At 65.3% G+C, this 23,804-nt stretch carries 25 protein-coding genes; 8 read left to right on the top strand and 17 right to left on the bottom strand.

From position 1 onward, the window contains the following. Nucleotides 1–55 precede the first annotated feature (55 nt). Nucleotides 56–1,381 (bottom strand): 30S ribosomal protein S12 methylthiotransferase RimO, encoded by a 1,326-nt coding sequence (gene rimO, locus BRSPCE3_RS09505; protein WP_244065527.1) that lies wholly within the window; start codon nt 1,379–1,381, stop codon nt 56–58. Nucleotides 1,382–1,499: 118 nt separating this feature from the next. Between rimO and BRSPCE3_RS09500 the strand changes: the two genes are divergently transcribed. The 3 genes from BRSPCE3_RS09500 to BRSPCE3_RS09490 all read left to right on the top strand — a co-directional run bounded on the left by BRSPCE3_RS09500 (nt 1,500) and on the right by BRSPCE3_RS09490 (nt 3,649). Continuing rightward, nucleotides 1,500–2,090 carry an ANTAR domain-containing response regulator gene (locus BRSPCE3_RS09500; protein WP_074130515.1) on the top strand — a complete coding sequence of 197 codons (591 nt, stop codon included), beginning with the start codon at nt 1,500–1,502 and terminating at the stop codon, nt 2,088–2,090. Beyond that, entirely contained in the window at nt 2,087–3,244 is a 1,158-nt protein-coding gene (locus tag BRSPCE3_RS09495) for a CmpA/NrtA family ABC transporter substrate-binding protein (protein WP_244065526.1), read from the top strand. The genes BRSPCE3_RS09500 and BRSPCE3_RS09495 overlap by 4 nt, the downstream gene beginning before the upstream one ends. A gap of 252 nt (nt 3,245–3,496) precedes the next feature. Further along, nucleotides 3,497–3,649: a hypothetical protein gene (locus tag BRSPCE3_RS09490; RefSeq protein ID WP_244065525.1), complete on the top strand. Its 153-nt coding sequence runs from the start codon at nt 3,497–3,499 to the stop codon at nt 3,647–3,649. Between the two features lie 74 nt (nt 3,650–3,723). Here BRSPCE3_RS09490 and BRSPCE3_RS09485 read toward each other — a convergent pair whose 3' ends face one another. From BRSPCE3_RS09485 to pxpB, 4 genes are all read right to left on the bottom strand, one after another. Then, nucleotides 3,724–4,155, bottom strand: a complete 432-nt coding sequence (locus BRSPCE3_RS09485; RefSeq protein ID WP_244065524.1) for a hypothetical protein — start codon at nt 4,153–4,155, stop codon at nt 3,724–3,726. Nucleotides 4,156–4,304: 149 nt separating this feature from the next. Further along, nucleotides 4,305–5,078, bottom strand: coding sequence for a LamB/YcsF family protein (locus BRSPCE3_RS09480; protein ID WP_244065523.1), 774 nt, complete (start codon nt 5,076–5,078; stop codon nt 4,305–4,307). Between the two features lie 31 nt (nt 5,079–5,109). Continuing rightward, complete coding sequence (locus BRSPCE3_RS09475) at nt 5,110–6,144, bottom strand: biotin-dependent carboxyltransferase family protein (RefSeq protein ID WP_244065522.1); 1,035 nt, start codon at nt 6,142–6,144, stop codon at nt 5,110–5,112. Between the two features lie 7 nt (nt 6,145–6,151). Beyond that, a complete protein-coding gene (gene pxpB / locus BRSPCE3_RS09470; protein ID WP_244065521.1) occupies nt 6,152–6,883 on the bottom strand; it encodes a 5-oxoprolinase subunit PxpB in 732 nt (243 codons plus the stop codon). A gap of 215 nt (nt 6,884–7,098) precedes the next feature. Between pxpB and BRSPCE3_RS09465 the strand changes: the two genes are divergently transcribed. Both BRSPCE3_RS09465 and BRSPCE3_RS09460 read left to right on the top strand, forming a co-directional pair. Next, on the top strand, nt 7,099–7,797 hold the full coding sequence (locus tag BRSPCE3_RS09465; RefSeq protein WP_244065520.1) for a ribonuclease activity regulator RraA: 699 nt from the start codon (nt 7,099–7,101) through the stop codon (nt 7,795–7,797). A 23-nt stretch (nt 7,798–7,820) separates the two neighbouring features. Then, nucleotides 7,821–8,225, top strand: coding sequence for a cupin domain-containing protein (locus BRSPCE3_RS09460; protein ID WP_166205030.1), 405 nt, complete (start codon nt 7,821–7,823; stop codon nt 8,223–8,225). Between the two features lie 155 nt (nt 8,226–8,380). Here BRSPCE3_RS09460 and BRSPCE3_RS09455 read toward each other — a convergent pair whose 3' ends face one another. From BRSPCE3_RS09455 to BRSPCE3_RS09415, 9 genes are all read right to left on the bottom strand, one after another. Further along, nucleotides 8,381–9,193, bottom strand: a complete 813-nt coding sequence (locus tag BRSPCE3_RS09455) for a DUF2147 domain-containing protein (protein WP_244065519.1) — start codon at nt 9,191–9,193, stop codon at nt 8,381–8,383. A 177-nt stretch (nt 9,194–9,370) separates the two neighbouring features. Beyond that, nucleotides 9,371–10,144, bottom strand: a complete 774-nt coding sequence (locus tag BRSPCE3_RS09450) for a transporter substrate-binding domain-containing protein (RefSeq protein WP_244065518.1) — start codon at nt 10,142–10,144, stop codon at nt 9,371–9,373. Between the two features lie 50 nt (nt 10,145–10,194). Continuing rightward, a complete protein-coding gene (locus BRSPCE3_RS09445; protein ID WP_244065517.1) occupies nt 10,195–10,848 on the bottom strand; it encodes a hypothetical protein in 654 nt (217 codons plus the stop codon). 82 nt (nt 10,849–10,930) lie between these two features. Further along, a complete protein-coding gene (locus BRSPCE3_RS09440; protein WP_244065516.1) occupies nt 10,931–12,355 on the bottom strand; it encodes an amidase in 1,425 nt (474 codons plus the stop codon). Nucleotides 12,356–12,424: 69 nt separating this feature from the next. Then, nucleotides 12,425–13,414 (bottom strand): hydroxyacid dehydrogenase, encoded by a 990-nt coding sequence (locus BRSPCE3_RS09435; RefSeq protein WP_244065515.1) that lies wholly within the window; start codon nt 13,412–13,414, stop codon nt 12,425–12,427. Between the two features lie 29 nt (nt 13,415–13,443). Continuing rightward, entirely contained in the window at nt 13,444–14,544 is a 1,101-nt protein-coding gene (locus BRSPCE3_RS09430; RefSeq protein WP_244065514.1) for an ABC transporter ATP-binding protein, read from the bottom strand. A gap of 31 nt (nt 14,545–14,575) precedes the next feature. Next, a complete protein-coding gene (locus BRSPCE3_RS09425; protein WP_244065513.1) occupies nt 14,576–15,487 on the bottom strand; it encodes a carbohydrate ABC transporter permease in 912 nt (303 codons plus the stop codon). Continuing rightward, on the bottom strand, nt 15,487–16,425 hold the full coding sequence (locus tag BRSPCE3_RS09420; protein ID WP_244065512.1) for a carbohydrate ABC transporter permease: 939 nt from the start codon (nt 16,423–16,425) through the stop codon (nt 15,487–15,489). The genes BRSPCE3_RS09425 and BRSPCE3_RS09420 overlap by 1 nt, the downstream gene beginning before the upstream one ends. A gap of 114 nt (nt 16,426–16,539) precedes the next feature. Then, nucleotides 16,540–17,880: an ABC transporter substrate-binding protein gene (locus BRSPCE3_RS09415; protein ID WP_244065511.1), complete on the bottom strand. Its 1,341-nt coding sequence runs from the start codon at nt 17,878–17,880 to the stop codon at nt 16,540–16,542. Between the two features lie 447 nt (nt 17,881–18,327). On the opposite strand from BRSPCE3_RS09415, the gene BRSPCE3_RS09410 reads away from it, so the two are divergent. Next, nucleotides 18,328–19,098 carry a Spy/CpxP family protein refolding chaperone gene (locus tag BRSPCE3_RS09410; RefSeq protein ID WP_375709881.1) on the top strand — a complete coding sequence of 257 codons (771 nt, stop codon included), beginning with the start codon at nt 18,328–18,330 and terminating at the stop codon, nt 19,096–19,098. A 255-nt stretch (nt 19,099–19,353) separates the two neighbouring features. Here BRSPCE3_RS09410 and BRSPCE3_RS09405 read toward each other — a convergent pair whose 3' ends face one another. Genes BRSPCE3_RS09405 through BRSPCE3_RS09395 form a run of 3 tightly spaced genes read right to left on the bottom strand, consistent with a single transcriptional unit; the run spans nt 19,354 to nt 22,383 of the window. After that, a complete protein-coding gene (locus BRSPCE3_RS09405) occupies nt 19,354–19,755 on the bottom strand; it encodes a VOC family protein (RefSeq protein ID WP_244065510.1) in 402 nt (133 codons plus the stop codon). Nucleotides 19,756–19,774: 19 nt separating this feature from the next. Continuing rightward, nucleotides 19,775–20,962 (bottom strand): acyl-CoA dehydrogenase family protein, encoded by a 1,188-nt coding sequence (locus BRSPCE3_RS09400; protein ID WP_244065509.1) that lies wholly within the window; start codon nt 20,960–20,962, stop codon nt 19,775–19,777. 11 nt (nt 20,963–20,973) lie between these two features. Next, nucleotides 20,974–22,383, bottom strand: a complete 1,410-nt coding sequence (locus tag BRSPCE3_RS09395) for an MFS transporter (protein WP_244065508.1) — start codon at nt 22,381–22,383, stop codon at nt 20,974–20,976. 222 nt (nt 22,384–22,605) lie between these two features. Here BRSPCE3_RS09395 and BRSPCE3_RS09390 point away from each other — a divergent pair, with 222 nt between their 5' ends. Further along, entirely contained in the window at nt 22,606–22,902 is a 297-nt protein-coding gene (locus BRSPCE3_RS09390) for a PilZ domain-containing protein (RefSeq protein WP_244065507.1), read from the top strand. Nucleotides 22,903–22,988: 86 nt separating this feature from the next. Further along, on the top strand, nt 22,989–23,720 hold the full coding sequence (locus BRSPCE3_RS09385; RefSeq protein WP_244065506.1) for an adenylate/guanylate cyclase domain-containing protein: 732 nt from the start codon (nt 22,989–22,991) through the stop codon (nt 23,718–23,720). Nucleotides 23,721–23,804: the final 84 nt, after the last annotated feature.

Below are 23,804 nucleotides of genomic sequence, written 5' to 3'. Positions count from 1 at the left end.
CACAGGAGCGGGCGCGGTCTGGCGACCGTGGAGGTCTTGAAGCAATCGCCTGGAGCTAGAATCCGGCGACGCTGCCGTGCAGGTCGTATTCGTCGGCGCGCTCGATCTTGGCGGTGATGATCTCGCCGACCTTGAGCGGGCGGCGGCTGGTGAGATAGACGGCGCCGTCGATCTCCGGCGCGTCGGCCTTTGACCGACCCTTGGCGACCGTCGGGCCGACCTCGTCGATGATCACCTGCTGGCGGGTGCCTACCTTGCGCTTCAGGCGCTTGGCCGAAATCTTCTGCTGCCGCGCCATCAGTGCATTCCAGCGCTCCTGCTTGACCTCGTCGGGCACGGCATTGCCGATCGCGTTCGACGTCGCGCCGGCGACCGGCTCGTATTTGAAGCAGCCGAGGCGGTCGATCCCGGCTTCATCGAGCCAGTCGAGCAGGTAGGCGAAGTCGGCATCGGTCTCGCCGGGGAAGCCGACGATGAAGGTCGAGCGCAGCGTCAGCTCCGGGCACTGCTCGCGCCACTTCTGGATCCGTGCCAGCGTCTTCTCCTGGGCGGCCGGGCGCTTCATCGCGCGCAGCACGTCGGGGCTCGCATGCTGGAACGGGATGTCGAGATAGGGCAGCACCTTGCCCTCGGTCATCAGGCCGATGACCTCGTCGACATGCGGGTAGGGGTAGACGTACTGCAGCCGGACCCAGGCGCCGAGCTCGCCGAGCTCCCTGGCGAGGTCGTAGAACTTGGCGCGGACGCTGCGATCCTGCCACGGGCTCTCGGCGTATTTCAGGTCGACGCCATACGCCGAGGTGTCCTGCGAGATGACGAGCAATTCCTTGACACCGGCTTTCACCAGCTTCTCGGCCTCGCGCAGCACGTCATTGGCCGGCCGCGACACCAGATCGCCGCGCAGCTTCGGGATGATGCAGAAGCTGCAGCGGTTGTTGCAGCCTTCGGAGATCTTCAGATAGGCGTAGTGCCGCGGCGTCAGCTTGACGCCCTGCGGCGGCACCAGGTCGAGATGCGGGTTGTGCGCCGGCGGCAGCGCGCGGTGCACGGCGTCCAGCACGCTCTCATATTGCTGCGGCCCGGTGATCGAGAGCACGCCGGGATAGGCGGCCTCGATCTGCTCCGGCTCGGCGCCCATGCAGCCGGTGACGATGACCTTGCCGTTCTCGGCCATGGCCTCGCCGATCGCGGCCAGCGATTCCTGCTTGGCGCTGTCGAGGAAGCCGCAGGTGTTGACGATGACGATGTCGGCGCCGTCATGCTTCCGCGCGAGCTCATAGCCCTCCGCGCGCAGCCGGGTGATGATGCGCTCGGAATCGACCAGCGCCTTGGGGCACCCCAAGGACACAAAGCTCACTTTCGGCGTGGCGGCCTCTTGCATATCTCTGAATCTGCCTGATTGATGGGCAGGAGCTAGTCCCAATTGCCGAGAATTACAACCCTTTCCCGGGGCTTCCGGCGTGATATGGATGGCTCTTGCCGGGCTTTAAGAGTGGTCGATGAGCGCTGAATCGTCTCCCAAGATCGTCATTGTCGACGAGAGCCCGATCCGTGCGGCCATCCTGGAGGAGGGACTGCGGGAGGCCGGCTATACGGACGTGGTGCATATCAGCGAGATGCAGAGCCTGCTCTCGCGGATCTATGCGCTCGACCCCGACATCATCGTCATCGACCTCGAGAACCCCAGCCGCGACGTGCTCGAACAGATGTTCCAGGTCAGCCGCGCGGTCCGCCGGCCGATCGCGATGTTCGTCGACCAGAGCGACGCCGCCTCGATCCAAGCCTCGGTAGAGGCGGGGGTCTCCGCCTACATCGTCGACGGCCTGAAGAAGGAGCGGATGAAGCCGATTCTCGATCTCTGCGTGTCGCGCTTCAATGCCTTCGCCAAGCTGCAGGACGAGCTCGACCGCACCAAGCATGCGCTGGAGGAGCGCAAGGTGATCGACCGCGCCAAGGGCATCCTGATGAAGGTGAAGGGGCTGACCGAGGAAGAGGCCTATGTGCTGATGCGCTCGACCGCGATGCGCGAGAAGAAGAAGATCGGCGAGATCGCGCAATCGATCCTGACGGCGTCGGAGCTGCTGAAATGACCACATCCTTGCGCATCGGGTTCATTCCGCTGGTGGATGCCGCCGCCCTGATCGTCGCGGTCGACAAGGGCTTTGCCGCCGCCGAGGGCCTCGACATCACGCTGCTGCGGGAAGTGTCGTGGTCGAACGTCCGCGACAAGCTCAACATCGGCCTGTTCGATGCTGCCCATCTGCTGGCGCCGGTCGCGATCGCGTCACACCTCGGGCTCGGCCACGTCAAGGTGCCGATCGCGGCGCCGTTCAATCTCGGGCTCAACGGCAATGCGATCACGGTCTCGCCGGCGCTGCACGCCGCGCTGATGGAAGAGCTCGATGGCGACCGCTTCGACCCGATGGCCACCTCGCAGGCGCTCGCGCGCGTGGTGGCGAAGCGACGCAAGAGCGGGGCTGAGCCATTGACTTTCGGCATGACGTTCCCGTTCTCGACCCACAATTATCAATTGCGGTTCTGGATGGCCGCCGGCGGCGTCGATCCCGACGAGGACGTCCAGCTCGTGGTGCTGCCGCCGCCCTACATGGTGGACAGCCTCGCCAACGGTCATGTCGACGCGTTCTGCGTCGGCGCGCCCTGGAATTCGATCGCGGTCGATCTCGGCATCGGCCACATCCTGCACTTCGTCTCCGACATCCTGCTCAGCGCGGTGGAGAAGGTGCTGGCGGTACGCCAGGCATGGTCGGAGAAGCATCCCGATGTCGTGGCCGCGCTGGTGCGCGCGCATCTGCGCGCCGCCGAGTATATCGAGCAGCCCGGGAACAGGGCCGAGGTGGCGCAGATCCTGGCGCAGCCCGAGCGGCTCGGCGTCGATGCCAGCGTCATCCAGCGCACGCTCGATGGCCGGCTGAAGATCTCGCCCGACGGCACCATGCGCGAGAGCAACCGCTATCTGCTCGTCGGGCGCGAGGCGGCGGCGCGGCCGGACCCGGGGCAGGCGGCCTGGCTCTACGCCCAGATGGTGCGCTGGGGCCAGACGCCCTACCGGCCGGAGGCGCTGAAGGCGGCAATGGCCGTGTTCAGGCCCGACCTCTATGACGCAGCGTGCGGACGCCCGGCAGATAGCTCCGGCGCCATCGGCGCCTTCGCCGGTCCGCCGTTCGACCCGGGCGATGTGCCCGGCCACCTGGAGGCGTTCAAGATCGGGCGGTGGAAGCCCTGAGCGCGGTGCGGCGGCCGCTTTGGGCTACTGTGCATGGGGTTGTTTTCGAGTTTTTGGATAATCGTCGGTCCGGCGCGGGTTCCCGACGCCTCGAATTGCAACGAATAGGATTCTCGGCCGAAGCGGCGGGAAAGAATATTCCTCTCGGAACCGGGTTCCCGAAGGCGGCGGCATCGCTATTTCTGCCGCCCGCTTGAATCCGGCCGCGAACGCTATTCCATATGCTCGACAATGGGGCGTTGGAGATCGACCATGCGCGAGCTATCGGCGGAAGCCCGCCTGCACTTTTACGCGCGACACATTTCAAGGAAGTCCGGGACCGGAGTTCACACCGCGGCGCTGTACAGCGCCTTTGCGGTGATCGCGGCCATCGTGTTCGGCACGCTGTCGGTCCATCCGTTCTGAGGCCCTGAGAGAACTGCAAAGCCGCCGTCTGATGTCCTCAGGCGGCGGCTTTGTGTCGGCTGGATGCTGACGGCTCAGTAGCCGTAGCCGCGACCATAGCCGTAGCCGTAACCGTAACCGTAGCCACCGCCGCCGCAGGTGCTGCAGGTCTGCTGAACCGGCGCGTAGTAGGAATAGCCCGGCGAAACCATCTGCGTGCGTTCTTGCGTCGCGTATTGCGGCGCGATGCGCTCATAGGCGACGCCTTCGGGCGCGACCATCACGGTCTTCGGCACCATCACGGTGCGATACTGCGCCGGCGTGCGATGCGCGACGACGCGGCCCGGCGCCACCATCACGGTTTCCTGCACCGTGCGATATTGCGGCGGCACGGTCTGCACCTGATAGCAGGTCGTGCAGGGCTGGGGCGGCGGCGTATAGCAGCTGTAGCAGCCGGCGGACGCCGCGCTGCTGAAGGCGGCAGTGGCAACCGCCGCAATGGCGAGAGAGAGGCTGGTGCGGAACATGCTTTCGTACCCAATTTCCTGTGAGGACAATCAAAGGCTCGGAAGTTGCACCTAGCAATCAAACGGCAAGTTTGGGTTTAAGAAGACTCTTAACGGAATCTAAAAGGGCCGGCGCGGCGGCCGGCCCTTGCGGATTGATGCGCTGCGGCTCAATGCGCGGTCTTGAACGGCGCGACCGTGATGCCGGCCTGCTTCAATGCTGCGCGCAGATCGCGCGCGATCTCGACCGCACCATGGGTGTCGCCATGGATGCACACGGTGTCGGTCTGCATCTTGATCACCTTGCCGGTCACCGAGACCACCGCGCCATCCTGCACCATGCGCACCACGCGATCGGCGATCGCCTTGGGATCGTGCAGCACCGCGCCGGGCTTCTTGCGCGACACCAGATTGCCATCGTCCTCATAGGCGCGGTCGGCGAATACTTCATGCGCCATCCGCAGATTGGCGGCTTCGCCGGCGCGCACCAGTTTTGAGTTTGCGAGCACCACGAACACGAGGCTGGGATCGACCGCCCTGATCGCATTGGCGATCGCGCGTGCGGTCATGTCGTCTTCGCAGGCGACGTTGGAAATCGCGCCATGCGCCTTGACATGGGTGACCTTGTGGCCGGCCGCGGTCGCGATCGCCTGCAGCGCGCCGATCTGGTAGGCGATCAGGTTCTCGATCTCCGATGAGGTCAGGCCCGGCATCGGGCGGCGGCCGAAGCCGTGCAGGTCGCGATAGCCGGGATGCGCACCGACGCTGACGCCGCGCGCCTTCGCGAGTTCGACTGTCTTGCGCATGATATCGGCGTCGCCGGCATGGTAACCGCAGGCCACGTTGACCGAGGTCGCAAGCTCGATCATCGCGGCGTCATTGCCCATTTCCCACGGGCCAAAGCTTTCGCCGAGATCGCAATTGAGGTCGATGGTTGAGGTCATGACAACAGATCCGCTTGTTGTTGGTTTGATCTTACGGGACGGCCACCTGCCATGTCGCGGCATCGATGGCGCTGACCGCCTGTCCAGCGACATTAGCATCTCTCAACGCCTCGATGTTGAGGCCAAAGTCCTCGATGCCGCGGAGACGGTCGGGCAGGGAATGCAGCAGCGCGTGGAATTTGATCGCCTCGGCCTGCGCTTCCACCATTGACACCGCCTTGAAGCGGAACGGCCGACCGGCGGAGATCTGGGCGAAGCGGCCGAAATCGGCCGTGATCACGGTCGCGATCTTCGGATAGCCGCCGCTGGTGCCGCGGTCCGGCATCAGCACGATCGGCTGCCCGTTGCCGGGCACCTGGATGCTGCCGTTCACGGTGCCGTCGGAAACGATGTTGTGGCCGTCGAGATGCTTGATGACGGGACCTTCGAGGCGGTAGCCCATGCGGTCGCTGGTGGCCGAGATCTTCCACTCGCTGTCGGTGAACAGCTTCTTGTTGTCCTCGGCGAACTCGTCGTCCTGCGGGCCGAACACGATGCGGATCGGTGCATCGGTGGCGGCCGGCAATTCGATACGGCGTTCGGCGGCGCCACTCGCAGCTTTCGTCTTCAACTCGTCACCGCTTTGCAGCGGCCGCGCGTAGGGGCTGCCGAGCCCGGCGCGGGCGTTGACGGCAAGGCTGCCGAACATCGGCTCGCCCTCGATGCCGTGCTCGATCGCGAGATAGCTGAACGAGCCGCCGCGTGCGAAGCCGAGATTGAGCGTCTCGCCATCGGCAAGCGTCGCCGAGCTGTCGAACGCAACAGGCCGGCCGCCGATGTCCGCATTGCGCGGTGCGCCGGCGAGGGCGACACGCACCGCGCCGCCGCGCGCGGTAAAGCTGGCGCCGAACGGGCCGATCTCGACCGCGGCAGCAAACAGTTCGTTGCCGACCAGCGTATTTGCGGCGGCCAGCGCAAGCCGGTCCATCGCGCCGCTCGGCACCAGACCATAGCGCTGCGAGCCCGGACGACCAGCGTCCTGCACCGAGCTCGCCGGACCGATCGAGGTGACGACGAGCTTGCTCATGGTGTCCTCATGGCGTCACCAGTTCTGCGACGAACGCGCCGGCCTCGGCGGCACGGTCCTGTTCGGCAAAGGTCTTGGCGTCGACCGCCGCGAAGGTGATGGCGTCGCCCGGCTCCAGCAGGAAGGTCGGGTCGCGATGCAATTGATAGGTTCGCACGGGGGTGCGGCCGAGCAGGTGCCAGCCGCTCGGGCCGGCCAGGCACTGCACGCCGGTCTGGATGCCGCCGATCGAGATGGTGCCGGCCGGGGTCAAGAGCCGCGGGTCCTTGCGGCGGGGCATGTGCAGGAACGTCTCCAGCCCGCTGAGATAGGACCAGCCCGGCGTGAAGCCGATCATGGCGACGCGGTAGTCGCCGGCGACGTGGCGCGCGACGATCTGGTCGGGCGTGGTGCCGAGCGTTTTCGCCACGTCCTCGAGATCGATGCCGTGCTCGCCGCCATAGGTGACGGGGATGCGCCAGCGCCGCGTTCCGGTCTCGGACGGCGGCGCCTTGGCGGCGCGCGCCAGCAGCTGCGCGCCCAGCGCATCGAAGGAGATCTGCACGGGGTCGTAATGCACCAGCAGCGAGCGGTAGGTCGGCACGGTCTCGGTGATGCCGGCGATCGGCTCGGCCGCGATCACGCGGTCGAGCGCCAGCACGCGCCGGTTGGCGGCGTCGTCGATGGTGCGGCTGAATTCCACCGTGATGGCGCTGTCGCCACTCGGCAAAAGGCGGGGAGGATTGAGGGTTTCGGCCATTGGATCAAGCAGGCTTCGGTCGCCATCAAGCTAGCGTGTTTCTAGCTAAAACGGAATTCGCTTCGTGCAAAATGATGCAGCAACTTCAATAAATTAATCGGCATGCCGGCGATAAATTTGGATGATCGCAGGATTTTCTCGCAGCCCTTGACGCAAGGCCTTTGCCCGGCAACATGCGCCGGTCTTTTCCCTCTCCATCGGAGCAAGCTTTCCAGATGTCACTGTCCACTGAGGCGATCGCGACGCTGTCGCACGTGTCCACCGCCACCATCACCACGGTCCTGCTCAAGAAGGGCCTGCGCAACATCTGGATGCGCGGCACCAAACCGCTGAGGCCCGGACAGAAGCGGCTGGTCGGACCCGCCTTCACGCTGCGCTTCGTGCCGGCGCGCGAGGATCTGGCAACGCCGGAATCCTGGTCGTCGCCGATCTCGACGCGCACCGCGATCGAGGCGATGCCGGCGGGCTGCATCGCTGTGGTCGACGCCATGGGCATCACCGATGCCGGCATCTTCGGCGACATCCTCTGCGCGCGCATGATGAAGCGCGGGGTGACGGCGCTGATCACCGACGGCGTGGTGCGTGACGTCGAGGGCGTGCTCGGCACCGGCTTGCCGGTGTGGTGCGACGGCTATGCCGCGCCGCCGTCGGTTGCAGGCCTGACCTTCGTCGGCTGGGGCGAACCGATCGGCTGCGGCGGCGTTGCCGTGTTTCCGAACGACGTCGTGGTGGCCGATCAGGACGGCGCGGTGCTGATCCCGCAGGCGTTCCTCGACCATGTGCTTGCCGAAGGCCCGGAACAGGAGCGGATGGAAGCCTGGATCGTCAATGAGGTGAACAATGGCGCCCAGCTGCCCGGCCTCTATCCAATGAACGCCGAGACCAAGGCCCGCTACGCCGCGACCAAGAAATAACGTCAAGAAAGGGAGGTAACCCCATGGATATCCACGTTTCCGGCTCACGGCCGACCCGCCGCGCGCCGAAGGAGAACTTCACCGGCAGCGTGCTGCAGGACCCGATCAACATGGCGCCGGCGCCGGCCCGGCTGAACGCCTCGCGGGTGTCGTTCGAGCCCGGTGCGCGCACCGCCTGGCACACCCATCCGCTCGGGCAGACACTGTACGTGATCTCGGGCATCGGCCGCGTGCAGGCCAAAGGCGGCCCGATCCGGGAAATCCGCCCTGGCGACGTGGTCTGGATTCCGCCGAACGAGAAGCATTGGCACGGCGCTTCCCCCGACAACAGCATGACCCATATCGCCATGCAGGAGGCACTCGACGGCGTGTTCTCGACCTGGATGGAGCACGTCACCGACGAGGAATACAACGGCAAGCTCGGCTGAGCCGTCGCCGCTGGCCCAAATCAAAAGCCCCGCTCTCGAGCGGGGCTTTTTTGTTTTCCTGTGTAGCCCGGATGAAGCGAGCGCAATCCGGGCGATCTTTCCCGCGGTACGAATCCCGGATTTCGCTTCGCTCCATCCAGGCTACTTGGTCCGCGTCAATTCACCCGCGTCCAGGTCTGGCCGCCGCAGAACATGCCGCCGAACGCGCAGCCCTGGACGCGGAGCATATCGGGGCTCTTCATCGCGATGGTGGAATCATAGGTGCTGCCGCTGTTCGGATCGAAGATCCGGCCGCTCCACTTGTCCTTGCCCGGCTTCATGTTGATCAGAATCTGCTCGCCGTTGGCGCTTGACTTCTTGTCGACCGCGTAACCGCAGAGATTGGCGCCGCATTGCTCGATGCGGACCTTGCCTTCCTTCTCCTCGGTCAGCCAGACGCCGAGCGGTGAATTGGCAGCTTGCACGGGGTTCGCAGCCGGCCTGGGTGCAGGCGCGCTTGGCGGAGCGGCACCGACGGTGGGCGCCGCGGCAGACTTTGCCGCGGGCGCAGCGCTTTGCTGAACGGCAGGCGGCGAGGGTGGCGGCGGCGGTGTGGTCGCTGTGGTGGCCGAAGGTGGCGACGCCGCGCCGCTCGGGTTGGCGGGCTCCGTCGTTGCCGGCGCTGCCGGAGTAGCGGCCTGATCAGCCGCAGCTGGAGAGGGTGATGCAGCGGCCGCAGGCGGCGTGGCAGGTATCGACGGAGAATCGGTCCTGGCGTCCTTCGGAGCGGTCTCGCGCTTCTGCTCGGCGTCCTTGTGTTTGGCGCGCTTGGTGCTGCGGCCGGTATTGTCGTAGACGCCGGGGATCGACACCGTTCCGCGATCCGGATCGATGCGGATGATGCGGCCGCCATAGTCGAACGTGTATTGCGCCTGCACTGCAGCCGTGCTCGCCACAACCAGCGTGACGATCGCCAGAAGCTTTCTCATCTCGACCTCCGGTGCAGGGAACCCGTTCGCAAGGCTAACCGGCGACCGCCTTGTTGAACGTGTCCCAAATCACGGTCAGAACATGAGTCGTGCCCTCGCGGCTGAGGTTCAAACCACTGGATTGCGGTCCGGTTTCAGGCCATGCGGCAAATTGCGAGCATGCGGGTTTGACGCGGGCTATTCGAACCACGCCGCGTAGATCTTCGCGTAGCTGCCATCCTCGCGCGCGATATGAAGCCACTGGTCGACGAACGCCTTCAGGGCAACGTCGCGCTGCATCCAGTAGGCCTTTTCGGCGAAGTCGAACGGCTTGTCGGGATGCACGGCGCAGAGTACGCCGGGATGCAGCTTCTGCTGATACCGTGTCTCGGATGCGTCGGTCATCATCAGGTCGGCGTCGCCCTTGGCGATCTCGTCGAAGATCCTGGTGTTGTCGTTGAAGACGCGGATGTCGGCGGCCTTCACATGGGCACGCGCGAACCGCTCGTTGGTGCCGCCGGGATTGACGATGATTCGGGTGCCGGGCTTGTCGATCTCGGCGAGCGTCTCGTACTTCGCCGTGTCTGCGCAGCGCGCGATCGGCGTCTTGCCCTCGCGCATGATCGGGGTCGAGAACAGCCCCTTCTTCTGCCGGTCGAGGGTGATGGAGACGCCGCCCATCGCGATGTCGAAATTGCCGGCCTCGAAATCCCTGGTCATCTGCGGCCACGACGTCGGCACGAACTCGACCTTGACGCCGAGCGCCTTGCCGAGCGATTGCGCCATGTCGACGTCGAAACCGCGGAACGTGTTGGTCTCCTTGTCGAGCGCCGTGAAGGGCAAATAGTCGCCGGTCATGCCGACACGCAGTGTGCCGCGCTGGACGATCTCATCGAGCCGGGATGGCGCCTGCTGCGCATGCGCGGCCGAGAGAAGCAAAGCGAGAGCGAGGCCGGCCAGCGCGCGAAACATCAAGTTCTCTCCATCCGCGTTTCTGTGATGTCCTGAGCAGCTATCGCGTTTCAGGCCTCGTTGCGGTCTCTGCTCGCCTGAAGGGCGGCCGCCGTGCGGCTGGCGATCTCGTGCCTGAATTGCTCGAAGCGCCGTCGCGCTTCGGCCTCGCGGTCGTCGACGAATTTGATCGCGGCGTCACTGTCCATCGGGCCGTTGACGAGCGGGGTCGATCCTTCGCCGACGGTCTCGTCGACATAGTACCGGCCGTCGTCCTCGCGCACCGTCCAGCGGAAGCGCAGCGCGGCCATCGGGCCGGGGCCGGACTTTGAATAGCCGTTGGCCTCGATCGGCTGCGGCGGCTGGAACGGCTCCGGCTCAGGCGCAGGTTCGCTCGGCGCGTGTTCGCTCGGCTCGGACTGGATCGCCGGCTCGGGTTCGGCTGGCTCGGGCTGCTCGACCGCCGCCGGCTCGGCAGACGCGGCTTCGACGGAGGTGGTCGTGACGGTCACCGTCTCGACGGATACGGTCTCGACGGTCACGACCTCCACGGACGATGGCAGGGGCGGCGGCATGGCGATCGAGATGGAGACCTGCGGCGCCTTGACGGGCTCAGGTGCCTTGTCCGTGGTCTTGTCGGACGGTTTGGCCGTGTCGGGAGGCGTTGTCGTCTGATCGAGAATGCTCGCGATTGCGGCGAGCGCATTGTCGGTCGGATCACTCACGTTTCGGCCTCCCAAGCATGACGCGCCGGCGGAATCGCGCCGACGCCCTTCCTATCTACCTGATCTGACTGCCCTTTGTCAGCTAGGCGCAAACCGGCGGCCGCTTGTCCTTCCACGGACGCACTTGCTCGAGCTGGCCGGCCAGACGGAACAGCAGTCCTTCCTCGCCGAGCTTGGCCGCGAACATCATGCCGAGCGGCAATCCGGCCTTGTTCCAGGCCAGCGGCACCGACATCGCCGGTTGACCGGACATGTTGAACATCGAGGTACCCGGCATGTAGCGGCGCAGCACCGGCGCGATGTGGGTCAGATCCTCGGACATCGTGTTCAATTCGCCGAGGCGGAGCGGTGGCGCGCACAGTGTCGGGCTGAGGAAGATGTCGCAGCCTTCGAAGAAGGTCGCGAGCCCGCGCGAGATCTGGAACGCGCCAAGCTGCGCGGCGACGTAGTCGGCCGGGTTCATCTTGGCCGAGTTCTGGCCGCTGGCGAGCGTCAGCCGTTCGACATCGTCCGATGTCAGCGTGCGCCCGACGCGCTGCTCGAGCAGGCGGATCGTCAGCGCCGTGTTGCCGCCGACGATCGTCGTCATGACCGCGGCGGGATCGGCGGCAAGCGGCGGCGCGCGCTCCTCGACGTAATGGCCGAGGTCTGCCAGCAGCCTGGCGATGTCACGAACCGCCGCGGCGATCTCGGGATCAACAGCATCGCCGTAAGGCGACTTGTCGGTGAAGCTGATGCGCAGGTGGCCGGGGTCGCGGCCGACTTCCTGCGAAAACGGCCGTTCCGGCGCCGGCGCGACGTAGAGGCTCGACGGCTCCGGACCGTGGATTGCATCCATCATCACCGCGCTGTCGCGGACGCTGATGCTCAGCACATGGCCGACGGAGAAGCCGCCCCAGCCTTCGCCGCGATCGGGACCGCAGGGGTTGCGGGCGCGCGTCGGCTTCATGCCGAACACGCCGGAGGCGGAGGCGGGGATCCGGATCGAGCCGCCGCCGTCGCTGGCGTGTGCGACGGGGAGGATGCGGGCCGCGACCGCGGCACCGGCGCCGCCGGACGAGCCGCCGGAGGAATGATCGAGATTCCAGGGATTGCGGGTCGGGCCGAACAGACGGGATTCCGTCGTCGGCATCAGCCCGAATTCCGGGCTCGAGCTCTTGCCGAAGATCGCAAGCCCGGCATCCAGGAAGCGCTGGCTCAAGGTGCCGTTGTGGTCGGCGACGAACTCCTTCAGCAGGCTCGCGCCCGAGGTGGTGCGGGTGCCCTCGAGCAGATCGAGATCCTTCAGCAGGAACGGCACGCCGGTGAAGGGACCGTCAGGCAATCCCTTGGCGATCTGGCGCTCGGCGTAGTCGTAGTGCTTGACGACGACGGCGTTGATCTTCGGATCGACGGCCGCGGTGCGCGCGATCGCTTCGTCGAGCAGCTCCTTCGGCGTCACGTCCTTGTTGCGGACGAGCTCGGCGAGACCGACCGCATCGTAGTTGCCGAATTCCTTGAAGGCCATGTGCATGCTCCGCATCGCCGGGCCGAACCCGCTGGATCGGCCGCGGCGCAAACGAGGAAGGCTGAAAGCTCAGCCGAGGACGTCCTGGTTGATCACATTCTGGCGCAGCGGATCGCCATCCAGCACGCTCAGGATATTGCGCGCAGTCTGCTCGCTCATGCGATCGACGGCCTCGACGGTGACACCAGCAACATGCGGCGCCATGATCACGTTCGGCAGCGCATGCAGCGGCTGGCCGACCGGCGGAGGCTCGACCTCGAACACGTCGAGGCCGGCGCCGGCAAGCTTGCCCGACACGAGCGCGTCGTGCAGCGCCGTCTCGTCGACGATGCCGCCGCGCGCGGTGTTGATGAGATAGGCGGTCGGCTTCATCAGCCTGATCCGTGCCGCGTTGAACAGGCCGACCGTTTCGGGCGACTTCGGGCAGTGGATGGTGACGAAATCCGCCCGCGGCAGCGCCGCCTCCAGGCTCGGCACGGCCTCGCAGCCCGCGGCGGTGATCTCACTGGCGGGCCTGTAGGGATCGTACACCAGCACGTTCATTTCCATCGCAAGGCAGCGCTTGGCGGTGCGGGTGCCGATGCGGCCGAAGCCCACGATCAGGACGGTCTTGCCGTAGAGATCGAACGGCAGCACGCCGAGCCGGCTGGCCCAGGTGCCGTCCTTGACCATTGCGTGCATCTCGTTCGCGCGCTTGGCCAGCGTCAGCATCATGAACAGGGCCTGCTCGGCGACCGATGGCGAGTTCGCGGTGCCTGCGACCATCAGCGGCACCTTGCGGCGCGACAGCGCGGGCACGTCGACGGCGTCATAGCCGACGCCGATCCGGGTCACCACCAACATACCCTTGGAGGCTTCAAGCTCCGCCTCGCCGAACCGGGTCGCGCCAAGCGCCACGCCATGGACCGGCGCGTGCTGCTCCAGCATCGCCTGGAAGTCCGGGGCGGAGATCAGGTTGGGAAATTCGATGAGTTCTACGTCGTCCCGCTCATTGAGGAGCAGGCGTGCCCCCTGCGACAGAGTCTGGGTGATGAAGATCTTCTTCTTGTTGGTGGCCATTTCCTGCCCTTGAGGTTTCTTGTGCGCCGTCAAAGGACGGCGCCGGTCACCTCGTTTAGCAAATGCATATTGTTGAGGTCCACAGCCAATCGGAGCGGGCTGCCATCCTGTGCGCCGGCATTGGGACTGACCCGGCCGCAGACCTGGCTGCCCTCGAGCGTGAAATAGACCAGGGTCTCCATGCCCATCGGCTCGGTGACGTCGAGCACCGCATCGAACGGCTCGACGCCGGGCTCAGCGTGCGGCCGCGCCTCCATGACATGCTCGGGCCGGATGCCAAGCAGCAGCTTGTCGGTGCGGGAGAGCGCCTGGTAACGGGCGGCGCGCGCCGGCGGCAGCGTGAAGCCGAGGCGATCGGTCAGCCGCACGTTGAGCTTGCCGCCGACGTCCTCGAGCCGGCACGGCACGAAGTTCATCGCGGGCGAGCCGATGAAGCTGGCGACGAACTTGGTCGCCGGCTTGTGGTAGAGCTCGTTGGGCGTGCCGATCTGCTCGATCTTGCCGTGGTTCATCACCACCACGCGATCGGCCAGCGTCATCGCCTCGACCTGGTCGTGGGTGACGTAGACGGTCGTGGTGCGGACCTTCTGGTGCACCTTTTTGATCTCGATCCGCATCTGCACGCGCAGCTTGGCGTCGAGGTTGGACAGCGGCTCGTCGAACAGGAACACCTTCGGATTGCGCACGATGGCGCGGCCCATCGCGACGCGCTGACGCTGGCCGCCGGAGAGCTGCTTCGGCTTGCGATCGATCAGGTCGGTGATGTCGAGCATGCGGGCGGCTTCCGTCACCCGGCTCTTGATCTCGGCCTTGGGGTAGTGCTTCAGCCGCAGCCCGAACGACATGTTCTCGGCCACGGTCATATGCGGGTAGAGCGCATAGTTCTGGAACACCATCGCGATGTCGCGGTCCTTCGGCGGCACGTCGTTGACGACATCGCCCCCGATCATGATGTCGCCGTCGGAAATGTCCTCGAGGCCGGCGATCATCCGCAGCGTCGTCGACTTGCCGCAGCCGCTCGGCCCGACCAGCACCACGAACTCATGGTCGGCGATATCGAGGTCGATGCCGCGCACCGCTTCGACCTCGTCGTAACGTTTCACCACCTTGCGCAAACTGACGTCGGCCATGAATCCTACCCTTATCCTACCTTTGTCGCGTTCAGCCCTTGGTCGCACCGGCGGTCAGGCCGGCAATGTAGTAGTCCATCAGGAAGGCGTAGATGATCAGCGGCGGCGCGGCGCCGAGCAGGGCGCCGGTCATGATCTGTCCCCAGTTGAAGACGTCGCCCTTGATCAGGGTGGTGATGATGCCGACCGGCAGCACCAGCTGGTCGGTCGAGGTGGTGAACACCAGGGGATAGAGGAACTGGGCCCAGGACACGGTGAAGGCGAAGATCGTCGCCGCGATCAGGCCGGGCAGCGCGACGGGGATGAATATCCGGGTCAACGTCTGGAACCAGCTGGCGCCGTCGATGATCGCGGCCTCGTCGAGTTCCTTCGGGATCGAGGCGAAATAGCCGATCATGATCCAGGTGCAGAACGGCACCGTCAGCGTCGGATAGATGAACAGCAGCACGTACCAGCGATTGACCAGCTGGATGCCGGTCCAGTCGCCGAACACCGCGAACATCTTGAACAGCGGAATGAACAGCAGGCTGTCCGGGATCAGGTAGGTCAGGAACACGCCGGTCGCGAGCGTCGCGGAGCCCCAGAACTTCATCCGCGCCAGCGCAAAGGCGGCCGGCACGCTGATCAGCATCGTGATGGTGACCACGATGATCGAGACCCAGGCCGAATTCCAGAAGAAGCGCAGGAACTGGTTCGAGGTCAGGAGCTGGACGTAGTTCTCGAGTGTGGGCTGGTGCACCCACCACGGATTGGTCGCCGCCGAAATCTCCGCGCTGCCCTTCAGCGAGGTGATCAGCATGTAGAACGGCGGCGTCAGCGAGAAGATCGCAAACAGCGTCAGGAAGAAATAGGACCAGCGCAGCGCCCAGGTCCGGTCGCGGCTCATGCTGCCGTACTTGACCTTGCGGGTCGGTCCGGACTTGTCGATCGTCATCGTGCTCATCAGGCTTCGTTCCCGCGTTTGGTGATGTCGCGCAGGATGAAGATCGCCGCGACCGCGAGGATCGGCACCATGAACAGCGAGACGCTGGCGCCGAGCGGAATGTCGCTGCCCTCGATGCCGACGCGGAACGCCCAGGTGGCGAAGATGTGGGTGTGGTCGAGCGGCCCGCCCGCGGTCAGGATGCGCACGATGTCGAAATTGGCGAAGGTGACGATCAGCGAGAACAGCGTCGTGATCGCGATGATGTTACGCATCATCGGCAGGGTCACGTACCAGATCCGCTGCCACCAATTGGCGCCGTCGATCGCCGCCGCTTCATAAAGCTGGTCGGGCACCGATTTCAACGCCGCCAGATACATGATCATGAAGAACGGCGCGCCATACCAGACGTTGACCAGGATCACCGAGAAGCGCGCCCACATCGCGTCGCCGGTCCACGGAATCGGCCCGATGCCGAAGATGGACAGCGTGTAGTTGAAGGCGCTGTAGGAGGGGTCGAACAGCCACAGCCAGGCCAGCGTGCTCATGGCCGGCGGGATCACCCATGGCACCAGCAGCATGCCGCGCCACTTGCGCTGCTTGTTGGCGGGCACGTTGTGCACGAAATGCGCGACGATGAACCCGATCAGCGCTTTGAAGACCACCGCCGAGATCGCGAAGATGCAGGATTGCTTGACCACCAGCCAGAAGGTTTCGCGCTTGAACAGGAACTCGAAATTGCCGAAGCCGACGAACTTCGTCATCGCCTTGTTCAGCGTCGCGAGGTGCAGCGAGTAGATCGCCGGATAGATCACCAGGATGGCGATGAGGAGGATCAACGGCAGCGTCATCAGGAACGCCGACATCGACTTGCGCCGCAGCGCGTTGCGCAGGCCGACACGCTTTCGCCCGGACTGGGCCGCAGCTGTGCGGTTGGATTGGAATGCGACGTCAACCATAACGCTGGTCCCTCGCGCGGGTTGGTTGCACAGCTCGCCGCTCCGGCGGCCGGAATGCAAGACGAGCCTTCGCGCGGCCAGCGCTACTGGCGGCCGCGCAGGGTTCGCCTTTCGTCAGCTTCGCATGAAGCCTTCACACTCGCCCTCGGCCCAGGCCAGCGTCTTTTCCATGGCTTCACCCTGGTAGTAGCGCAGGCACATCTTGGTCAGGGTGGCCTGGAAGTAGATCTGCTGCGCGACCTTGGGCGGCGCGGGCGAGGCCGCAATCGACAGCGTCTGGTGCTTGAACGGGTTCGGGTAGTGGTAGAGCGTGCCCTTCGGCGGCCCGATCTCTTCCCAGACCTTCAACGTCGTGAGCTTTTCGTAGGCCGGCAGGTCGTAGCCGCCGCTCGCGACCACCATCTTCTCGATCGATGCCGGTTGCGACAGGTGCGACAGCAGGCTCTTGGCGGCTTCCTTGTTCTTCGAGAACGACCAGATCGACCAGAAGAACGGCAGATAGGGTGCGAAGCGTCCCTTCGGTCCGGCCGGGAACCCGTGTGTCCAGCATTGCTCCGCGACTTGCGGCGCGTCGCGCTTGGCGACCGCCCAGGCGCTCGGCGGGTTCATGATCATCGCGCCCTTGCCGGCGACCAGCCACTTGTTGTTGGAGGCATCGTCCCATGCGGCAACGTCGGGCGGCAGGAAGGCGAGCAGCTTCTTGTAGAACTCGAGCGACTGGCGCACCGCGTCGGTCTTGACGGTGAGGTTGCCCTTGGCGTCGACCAGCTGGGCGCCGAACGACTGGAAGATCGCGCCGGCGGTGTCGACATTGTCGCTGGTCTCGCCGAGGCCGATCCCGAACGGGAAGCCGGCCTTGTGGCAGGCTTCCGCCGCCTTGAGGAACGTATCGAGGGTCCAGTTGTCCGCCTTCGGCGGGCTGCCGGCCGGATACATCTCCTGCACGTCGATGTTGGCGTACTTCTTCATCAGGTCGATGCGGGAGCAGGGGCCCTTGATCTGGCTGCCGACGCTGGCGGGAACGCCGAGCCATTTGCCGTCGGCCTGGCCGAGATACTTCACCGTGCCGTTGACCTCGCCGTTGAGCTTGATCAGCGGGTCCATGATGTCGTTGACCGGCTCGAGCAGCTCGGCATTGGCCTGCGGCCACCAGGTCGGCATCTGGAAGATATCGTGACCGGATTTCGCCTGCGCCTCGGCGGCGATGGTGACGATGTTCTTGTTGCCCTGGCTGGTGATGTAGTCGATCTGGACCTCGACCTTTTCCTTGGCGGCCCACTCATTGACGAGCTCGGTGGACGCACTGTTCGCGCCTGGCACCCAGTGATCCCAGAAGCCCATCGAGAGCTTTCCGGCTGCGTATGCGCCACGCACGTAAGGGGCTGTAATCAAAGCGGCCGATGACAGCGCTGTCGCTGCAACGAATTCTCGGCGTGAAAGCTTCTTCCGTGACATGGCGATCCCTCCCTGGCAGCCGACGGATAAAGACTTTGCATCCCGTTGTTGTTTTGTGCGTCGCGTTCGCGCGGCGTCGCGGGATTTCGTTGCCACTGATCAGAACAGAATTGCCGGCTGCTGTCGAGAAACGAGATGCTCGTGCCATGTAGAACTAACGTTGTGGTCAAATCGCAGGCAGTGTCGTCAGCTTCGCCGCAGTTGCGGGTGGTTAGCGGCACTTCCTCGATCATGCTGCGACGCACGCGAGGTTTGACGCGGACACGCCTGCACACCGTGCGCGGTTGAGCCGCAGGTTTCCGGTCCAGCTGATCGAGCCATGTTCCGTCATGTTGATGCCCGGCGCGACCGATAGACTCGCCGAAGCCGGAAACGATAAAGTCCGGATTCGTCGAACCTACCCCCACGTCAGTTCTGCCATCCACCATCGATCACGGAGACCCGATCATGCTCATTCCGGTTGCGAAGCTGCGAGCGCAATGGAGATTGTGCGCCGCGGTTGGGGCCGCCGCCGTCACACTGTTCGCAGTGCCTCATATGGTCGATGCGCAGATCGTGCAGGGTGTTGAAAAAGGCGCGCGCGAGGGCAACAAGGCCGCCGGGCCGGTTGGCGGCGTTCTGGGCGGCGCGATCGGCGGCGTTGTCGGCGTGGTGACAGGCGTCACCGGGGTGCTGACCGGCAACAATGCCAACAACGCCAGCCCCAATGCCGGCAACGGCAAGAATGCACAGGCCCCGGCGTCAGGCGACAAGCAGGGCGCCAAGGCCGCCAAATCGGCCAAGGAATCGACCAAGGCCGGCGCCAAGGACAAGGGTGCGAAACAGGCGCCGACCGTGCTGACCCAGGCCGGCGCGCCGCAGCTCACGGCCGAGCAGATCGTCTCCAACAGCGACGCCAACATCGATCGGATCAAGAAGGAGCTCAACCTGACGCCGGAGCAGGAGAAGAACTGGGCCGGCTTCAACAGTGCGATGCACTATCTCGGCCACAACGGCGCCGACCGCCTCAACCTGCGCATCGCGCGCGCGCAGCGCGATCCACCCGACGACATCATCGAGCAGATGCGCAACGAGGCCCAGTTCCTCAATGATCGCGCAGTCGATCAGCGCGGCGTCGCCGACGCCGCCGAGCCGCTTTATGCGAGCCTCGACGACAAGCAGAAACAAATCTTCATCAACGAAATGGTCCGCCTCAGCCACGAACGCGGGCTCGACTGAACTGCGCACGGCGAAGTGGGGACGAATAGCCGGGCCACCATGCCCTGGGGTAGGTTAAAGGCGCAGCACCCGGCTATTCTGCCGCAGCGGCGCGGCCCGGTTAATTCGTCATTCAATGTTGAAGAAAAACGGACCATATCGCGCCCGAGTGATGGCCGAGTCTAGGCCATGTCGGGAACCCGTTGCGCGACATGAAAATTGGCCGGCGATATGCGCCAGCCAATCGTCGAGCAGGGGCAATCCGGCGAGGCCGGCTCAACTCTTCGGGAAGTTCAACTCCACGCCGACGCCGTCGGGATCGTAGAGGAAAATCTGGGTGTCTCCGGTGCGCGGCACGATCTGCTCGCGGAAGCTGATGTTGTTCGCCTGCAGGCGTTTGCGCACACCCTCGACATCGCTGGCGGCAAAGGCGATGTGGTCGAGGCGGCCGGTGTCGTCATATTTCTTCTCGGTGCCGCGCACCACGATGCCGTCACGCGGCTTGCGGGTGCCCATTAAATGGACGGTGGCCTGACCGCCGGAATAGAGCCAGTAGCCAGGGAAATCGAGCGGCGGCCGATCGCCGTTCTCGAGCCCGAGCACGTCGCAATAAAACTCCCTGGTCTTCTCCAGATCCTGCGGTTCGATGGTGAAATGCTGTAGTCCGCCCAATGGCATGGTTGTTCTCCTTGAGAGTTCAGACGAAGCTGAGGTCGGCCTCGACGCCGAGCATCCAGGCGCCGACGGTCTCGAAATGGCTGAAGCGGCCCTGCAATTGCTGGGTCACGGTGTGGATGTCGCGGAAGCGGCGCTCGAGCGGATGGCCGTCGAAGATCGCGGTGGCGCCGGCCGTGTTGTAGGCGAAGTCGACCGCCTCCCGCGCCTTGTGGATGGCGTGGGTTGCCGCCATCCGGATCGTCATGCGCTGCGCCACCGTGATGGTGTCGCCGGCGACCAGATCCCTCCAGATGTCGGCCATCGACTGCAGCAGGAAGGCGCGGGCGGCGCGCAGATTGACCTCGGCCTGGGCGAGGCCCGACTGCACCACGGCGTTATCGCGCAGCGTCTTCTTCATGCCGCGCGGCACCTTGTTGCGGGCGACGTCGACGAAATTGTCCAGCGCGCTGCGGGCAATGCCGCAGGCAACGCCGGCGAAGCCGATCTGATAGCAGGTGTGGTTGCTCATCCGGTACAGCGGGCCATTCTCGCGGCACTCGCGGTCGAACTCGCGGGTGATCGAATGGTCCGCACGGACGAAGAAGTCGTCGAGCGCGAACTGGTCGCTGGCGGTGCCGCGCAGCCCGACCGTGTTCCAGATGTCGGTCCATGCGACGTCTTCGGTCCGCACCAGCATGGTGCGCTCGACCTGCTCACCATTGGCGTCGCGCCGCGGCGATCCGTCGGCGGCGTAGACCGGGCAGTGGGCGCCGAGCCAGGTGGCGTGGCGTCCGCCCGAGGCAAACGACCAGACCCCGCTGACGCGGTAGCCGCCGTCGCATTCGACCGCCCTGACCTTCGGGCCGGGCCCCCACGCCAGCACGGCGCGCGGGTCGGCAAACACCTCCTGCGCCACCGGCAGGTCGAGATAGGCGGCCGACATCGCGCAGCCGCCGGCCTGGCTCAGGCACCACGCCGTCGAGGCATCGGCCTTGGCGATGGTCTCGATGGCATGGAAGAAGGTGACGGGATCGGTCTCGATCCCGTCGCTCGATCGCGGCAGCAGCAGGCGGAACAGCCGCGCCTCATGCAGCCGGTCGAGCAGCTCGGGCGGCAGCCGGCGCGTCGTTTCGATATCGTCGGAGGCGGCCGCCACCGCGTCCCTGATCGCCTCGGCGCGGGCGATCACCTCAGGATCGCCGGCAAGATCGGCTGACGTCACGCTCATGTCGATCTCCTTCAGGCGCGCCGGATGGTTGTTGTGGAGGCGGCGACATCGGCCGCCGCGTTCAGTTCCCTGTCGATCTGCTCGATCGACTTGCCGCGGGTCTCGAGCCCGAAGAACAGATACACCGCGCCCGCCATCAGGAACCAGCAGCCGAGATAGACGAAGGCGGTCGGGATCTGGGTCAGCGGCACATCCGGCTTGAGGTAATTGTTCGAGCCGACGATCAGCGCAAGCCCGACCGGCCCGATGATCTTGCCGATGCCGCCGAAACCGTAGGCCGATCCCATGCCCGTGGTGCGCAGATGCGAGGGCCAGACCTCCGCGGCATAGGGGCCGACGATGGCAAAACCGCCGTCGGCGAAGAAGAACGCCGCGGCCAGCAGCAGCCAGAACGCCGACATCCCGAACAGTGTCGTGTCGTAGTGATAGCCGGCGATGATCGTCAGCGCGCCGGCGCCGAGGCCGAGCAGGCCGCCCGCGACGCGCCGCCCCAGCAGTTCCGAGAACCAGGAGAACGAGATGCGGCCGAGGAAGCCGGTGATGCTGAGCAGGATCATCATCTTGGCGGCCTGCTGCGGCGTCACCTTGAGCAACAGCACGAACAGCGCGGGCGCCCAGAGCGTAATGCCGTAGACGCCGGTCTGCGCACCGGCATTGCCGAGCCAGGACACGATCAGGCTGCGCGGATATTTGAACAGGTCGAACCAGCTGGTCCTGACGATCGGCCCGGCATCGGCCGCGCTCGGCAAGGGCAGCTCGGACGGCTCGACCTGCAGGGCCCAGGCGAGCGACTTGCGGGCTTCGTCATAGCGTCCCTGCCGGCACAGCCAGCGCGGCGACTCCGGAACCCAGAGCCGAACCAGCAGCACCAGGACCGCCGGCAGCACGCCGATCGCAAACAGCAGCCGCCATTGATCGGTGCCCATGATCGCGCCCAGCACCGCGCCGAGACCGACGCCGAGCGGGATCACGCAGGTGACGAGCCCGCCGACCCAGCCGCGTTTGTGCGAGGGCATGAACTCCTGCACCAGCGGCAGGTCCACGCAATAAAGTCCGCCGACGCCGGTGCCGACGAAGAAGCGCAGGATCGCGAGATAAACCCAGCCATTGTCGGGCGTGAAATAGAGCAGGCCGGTCGCGATCGAGAAGTTCAGCACCGTGCCGATGAAGACGATGCGGCGTCCGACCCGGTCGGCCAGCCAGCCCCAGAGATAGGCGCCGATGATGGCGCCGATGCCGGAACTCATCAGCACGGTGGCCGATTGGCCAAAGGTGAGTTTCCAGGGCCCGATCAGGAACGCGAGCACGAAGCCGATCAGGAAGTAGTCGAAGAATTCCAGCGCATCGCCGATGATGGCCGCAGCAAGGATCTTGATCTGGTTGCCGGTCAGAGTCGTCCGGCGATCGAGAATCTCGAACATGGCGCGCGTCTCCCCAATGGCGCCTGTTCGTTGTTGTCAGGAGCGTGCGTTGCGCCGGCGCATCGCCCATGGCGAGAGGCTATCCTCGCGCCGTCGCGAACCACAAGCCCGCGCCGACGCGGGGCTCATCTGCACGGACGCGATAAGCAATTCGGCTGACTGCCGCGAACAAATCATGGTGCGAAAGCCCGATGCGAGCCGCCGGAGCCGTTGACTCCCGCAATGCCGATCGCCCACGTTTGCGTGAACAAAGCCGGGGGAGGCCGGGTGGAAGAAAAGCGCAGGCATCCGCGAACCGAGGTCAATGAGCCCGGCTACGTCTCGTCGGGCGGTTCGGTCATGCATTGCACGATCGTGAACATATCCCCGGAAGGGGCGGCCATCGAGGTCGAGAATCCGGCCTTCGTGCCGCACAGATTCCGCCTCGTGACCGCTCGCGACCCTTCGGTCGTTTACGAATGCCAGGTGGTCTGGAGCAAGAAGACGCGGATTGGACTGAGTTTCGTGACGACCGCCTGAGCGCGGCAATCTCGGTTGGGGACGCCCATGATCGACTGTGCTAGCGTGCCCCGGGTTTCGCTGCTGCAACAGCAGGTGATACGCCGATGACTCCGGAACCTGCAACGATCTGCCTCGGCTGCTGGCAAAACCTGCGCATGCCGATCCCGCTGCGCGGTCCGTTGTCGGCGCCGTTCCGCCTGTTCGGCGTCCGGCCGAGCCGCATGAACCCGAACACCTGCACGATCTGCGAGATGGCGTTCTCGAAGATCATGAAGGCGCGCGCCGTGACCATCGACACCACCATCCTGTTCGCCGATTTGCGCGGCTACACCACGCTGACGCAGACCATCGCGCAGGACGGGCTGACATCGCTGCTGGATGCCTTCTACGACGACTGCGCCGCAGCGATCTGGCGCTATGACGGGATCCTCAACAAGACGATCGGCGACGCCGTGTTCGCGATCTTCAATTTCCCGGTGCGGCGGGACGATCATGCGGCGCAGGCCTTGTTGGCCGCGCGCGACATCCAGCGCCGCTTTCAGGACAGGCACGACGCGCTGGTGCGGACGATCGGCGCCGGCGACATCGAACTCGGCATCGGGATCGGGATGGACAGCGGCGACACCAATTTCGGCGAGTTCGGCCACACCCATCGCGATCTGACGGCCGTCGGCACGGTGGTCAACCGCGCGGCACGCGCGCAGGCCGCGGCGAAGTCCGGCGAGATCCTGGTGACATCGGCGGTGCGGGATCGAACCCGCGACATGATCACGGCAGCCGGGTCCGATTACACCCTGAAGGGCTTCGATCAGCCCGTCACACTATTTCCTGCGTGAATTGATGCGGCGCAAAAAAGACGGCTCCAGCGCGGAACACCGCGCCGAAGCCGTCGGGATGGTCGTTTGCCGATTACGAACAGC

Origin of the sequence: Bradyrhizobium sp. Ce-3 (genome assembly GCF_022835695.1) — a bacterium.
Lineage (GTDB): Bacteria > Pseudomonadota > Alphaproteobacteria > Rhizobiales > Xanthobacteraceae > Bradyrhizobium.
This window is presented reverse-complemented; position numbering and strand designations above follow the sequence as displayed.

What these genes read in the sequence shown, in the direction of transcription:
- rimO (WP_244065527.1), bottom strand. Translation starts at nt 1,381, where the DNA reads ATGCAAGAGGCCGCCACGCCGAAAGTGAGCTTTGTGTCCTTGGGGTGC.
- BRSPCE3_RS09500 (WP_074130515.1), top strand. Translation starts at nt 1,500, where the DNA reads ATGAGCGCTGAATCGTCTCCCAAGATCGTCATTGTCGACGAGAGCCCG.
- BRSPCE3_RS09495 (WP_244065526.1), top strand. Translation starts at nt 2,087, where the DNA reads ATGACCACATCCTTGCGCATCGGGTTCATTCCGCTGGTGGATGCCGCC.
- BRSPCE3_RS09490 (WP_244065525.1), top strand. Translation starts at nt 3,497, where the DNA reads ATGCGCGAGCTATCGGCGGAAGCCCGCCTGCACTTTTACGCGCGACAC.
- BRSPCE3_RS09485 (WP_244065524.1), bottom strand. Translation starts at nt 4,155, where the DNA reads ATGTTCCGCACCAGCCTCTCTCTCGCCATTGCGGCGGTTGCCACTGCC.
- BRSPCE3_RS09480 (WP_244065523.1), bottom strand. Translation starts at nt 5,078, where the DNA reads ATGACCTCAACCATCGACCTCAATTGCGATCTCGGCGAAAGCTTTGGC.
- BRSPCE3_RS09475 (WP_244065522.1), bottom strand. Translation starts at nt 6,144, where the DNA reads ATGAGCAAGCTCGTCGTCACCTCGATCGGTCCGGCGAGCTCGGTGCAG.
- pxpB (WP_244065521.1), bottom strand. Translation starts at nt 6,883, where the DNA reads ATGGCCGAAACCCTCAATCCTCCCCGCCTTTTGCCGAGTGGCGACAGC.
- BRSPCE3_RS09465 (WP_244065520.1), top strand. Translation starts at nt 7,099, where the DNA reads ATGTCACTGTCCACTGAGGCGATCGCGACGCTGTCGCACGTGTCCACC.
- BRSPCE3_RS09460 (WP_166205030.1), top strand. Translation starts at nt 7,821, where the DNA reads ATGGATATCCACGTTTCCGGCTCACGGCCGACCCGCCGCGCGCCGAAG.
- BRSPCE3_RS09455 (WP_244065519.1), bottom strand. Translation starts at nt 9,193, where the DNA reads ATGAGAAAGCTTCTGGCGATCGTCACGCTGGTTGTGGCGAGCACGGCT.
- BRSPCE3_RS09450 (WP_244065518.1), bottom strand. Translation starts at nt 10,144, where the DNA reads ATGTTTCGCGCGCTGGCCGGCCTCGCTCTCGCTTTGCTTCTCTCGGCC.
- BRSPCE3_RS09440 (WP_244065516.1), bottom strand. Translation starts at nt 12,355, where the DNA reads ATGGCCTTCAAGGAATTCGGCAACTACGATGCGGTCGGTCTCGCCGAG.
- BRSPCE3_RS09435 (WP_244065515.1), bottom strand. Translation starts at nt 13,414, where the DNA reads ATGGCCACCAACAAGAAGAAGATCTTCATCACCCAGACTCTGTCGCAG.
- BRSPCE3_RS09430 (WP_244065514.1), bottom strand. Translation starts at nt 14,544, where the DNA reads ATGGCCGACGTCAGTTTGCGCAAGGTGGTGAAACGTTACGACGAGGTC.
- BRSPCE3_RS09425 (WP_244065513.1), bottom strand. Translation starts at nt 15,487, where the DNA reads ATGAGCACGATGACGATCGACAAGTCCGGACCGACCCGCAAGGTCAAG.
- BRSPCE3_RS09420 (WP_244065512.1), bottom strand. Translation starts at nt 16,425, where the DNA reads ATGGTTGACGTCGCATTCCAATCCAACCGCACAGCTGCGGCCCAGTCC.
- BRSPCE3_RS09415 (WP_244065511.1), bottom strand. Translation starts at nt 17,880, where the DNA reads ATGTCACGGAAGAAGCTTTCACGCCGAGAATTCGTTGCAGCGACAGCG.
- BRSPCE3_RS09410 (WP_375709881.1), top strand. Translation starts at nt 18,328, where the DNA reads ATGCTCATTCCGGTTGCGAAGCTGCGAGCGCAATGGAGATTGTGCGCC.
- BRSPCE3_RS09405 (WP_244065510.1), bottom strand. Translation starts at nt 19,755, where the DNA reads ATGCCATTGGGCGGACTACAGCATTTCACCATCGAACCGCAGGATCTG.
- BRSPCE3_RS09400 (WP_244065509.1), bottom strand. Translation starts at nt 20,962, where the DNA reads ATGAGCGTGACGTCAGCCGATCTTGCCGGCGATCCTGAGGTGATCGCC.
- BRSPCE3_RS09395 (WP_244065508.1), bottom strand. Translation starts at nt 22,383, where the DNA reads ATGTTCGAGATTCTCGATCGCCGGACGACTCTGACCGGCAACCAGATC.
- BRSPCE3_RS09390 (WP_244065507.1), top strand. Translation starts at nt 22,606, where the DNA reads ATGCCGATCGCCCACGTTTGCGTGAACAAAGCCGGGGGAGGCCGGGTG.
- BRSPCE3_RS09385 (WP_244065506.1), top strand. Translation starts at nt 22,989, where the DNA reads ATGACTCCGGAACCTGCAACGATCTGCCTCGGCTGCTGGCAAAACCTG.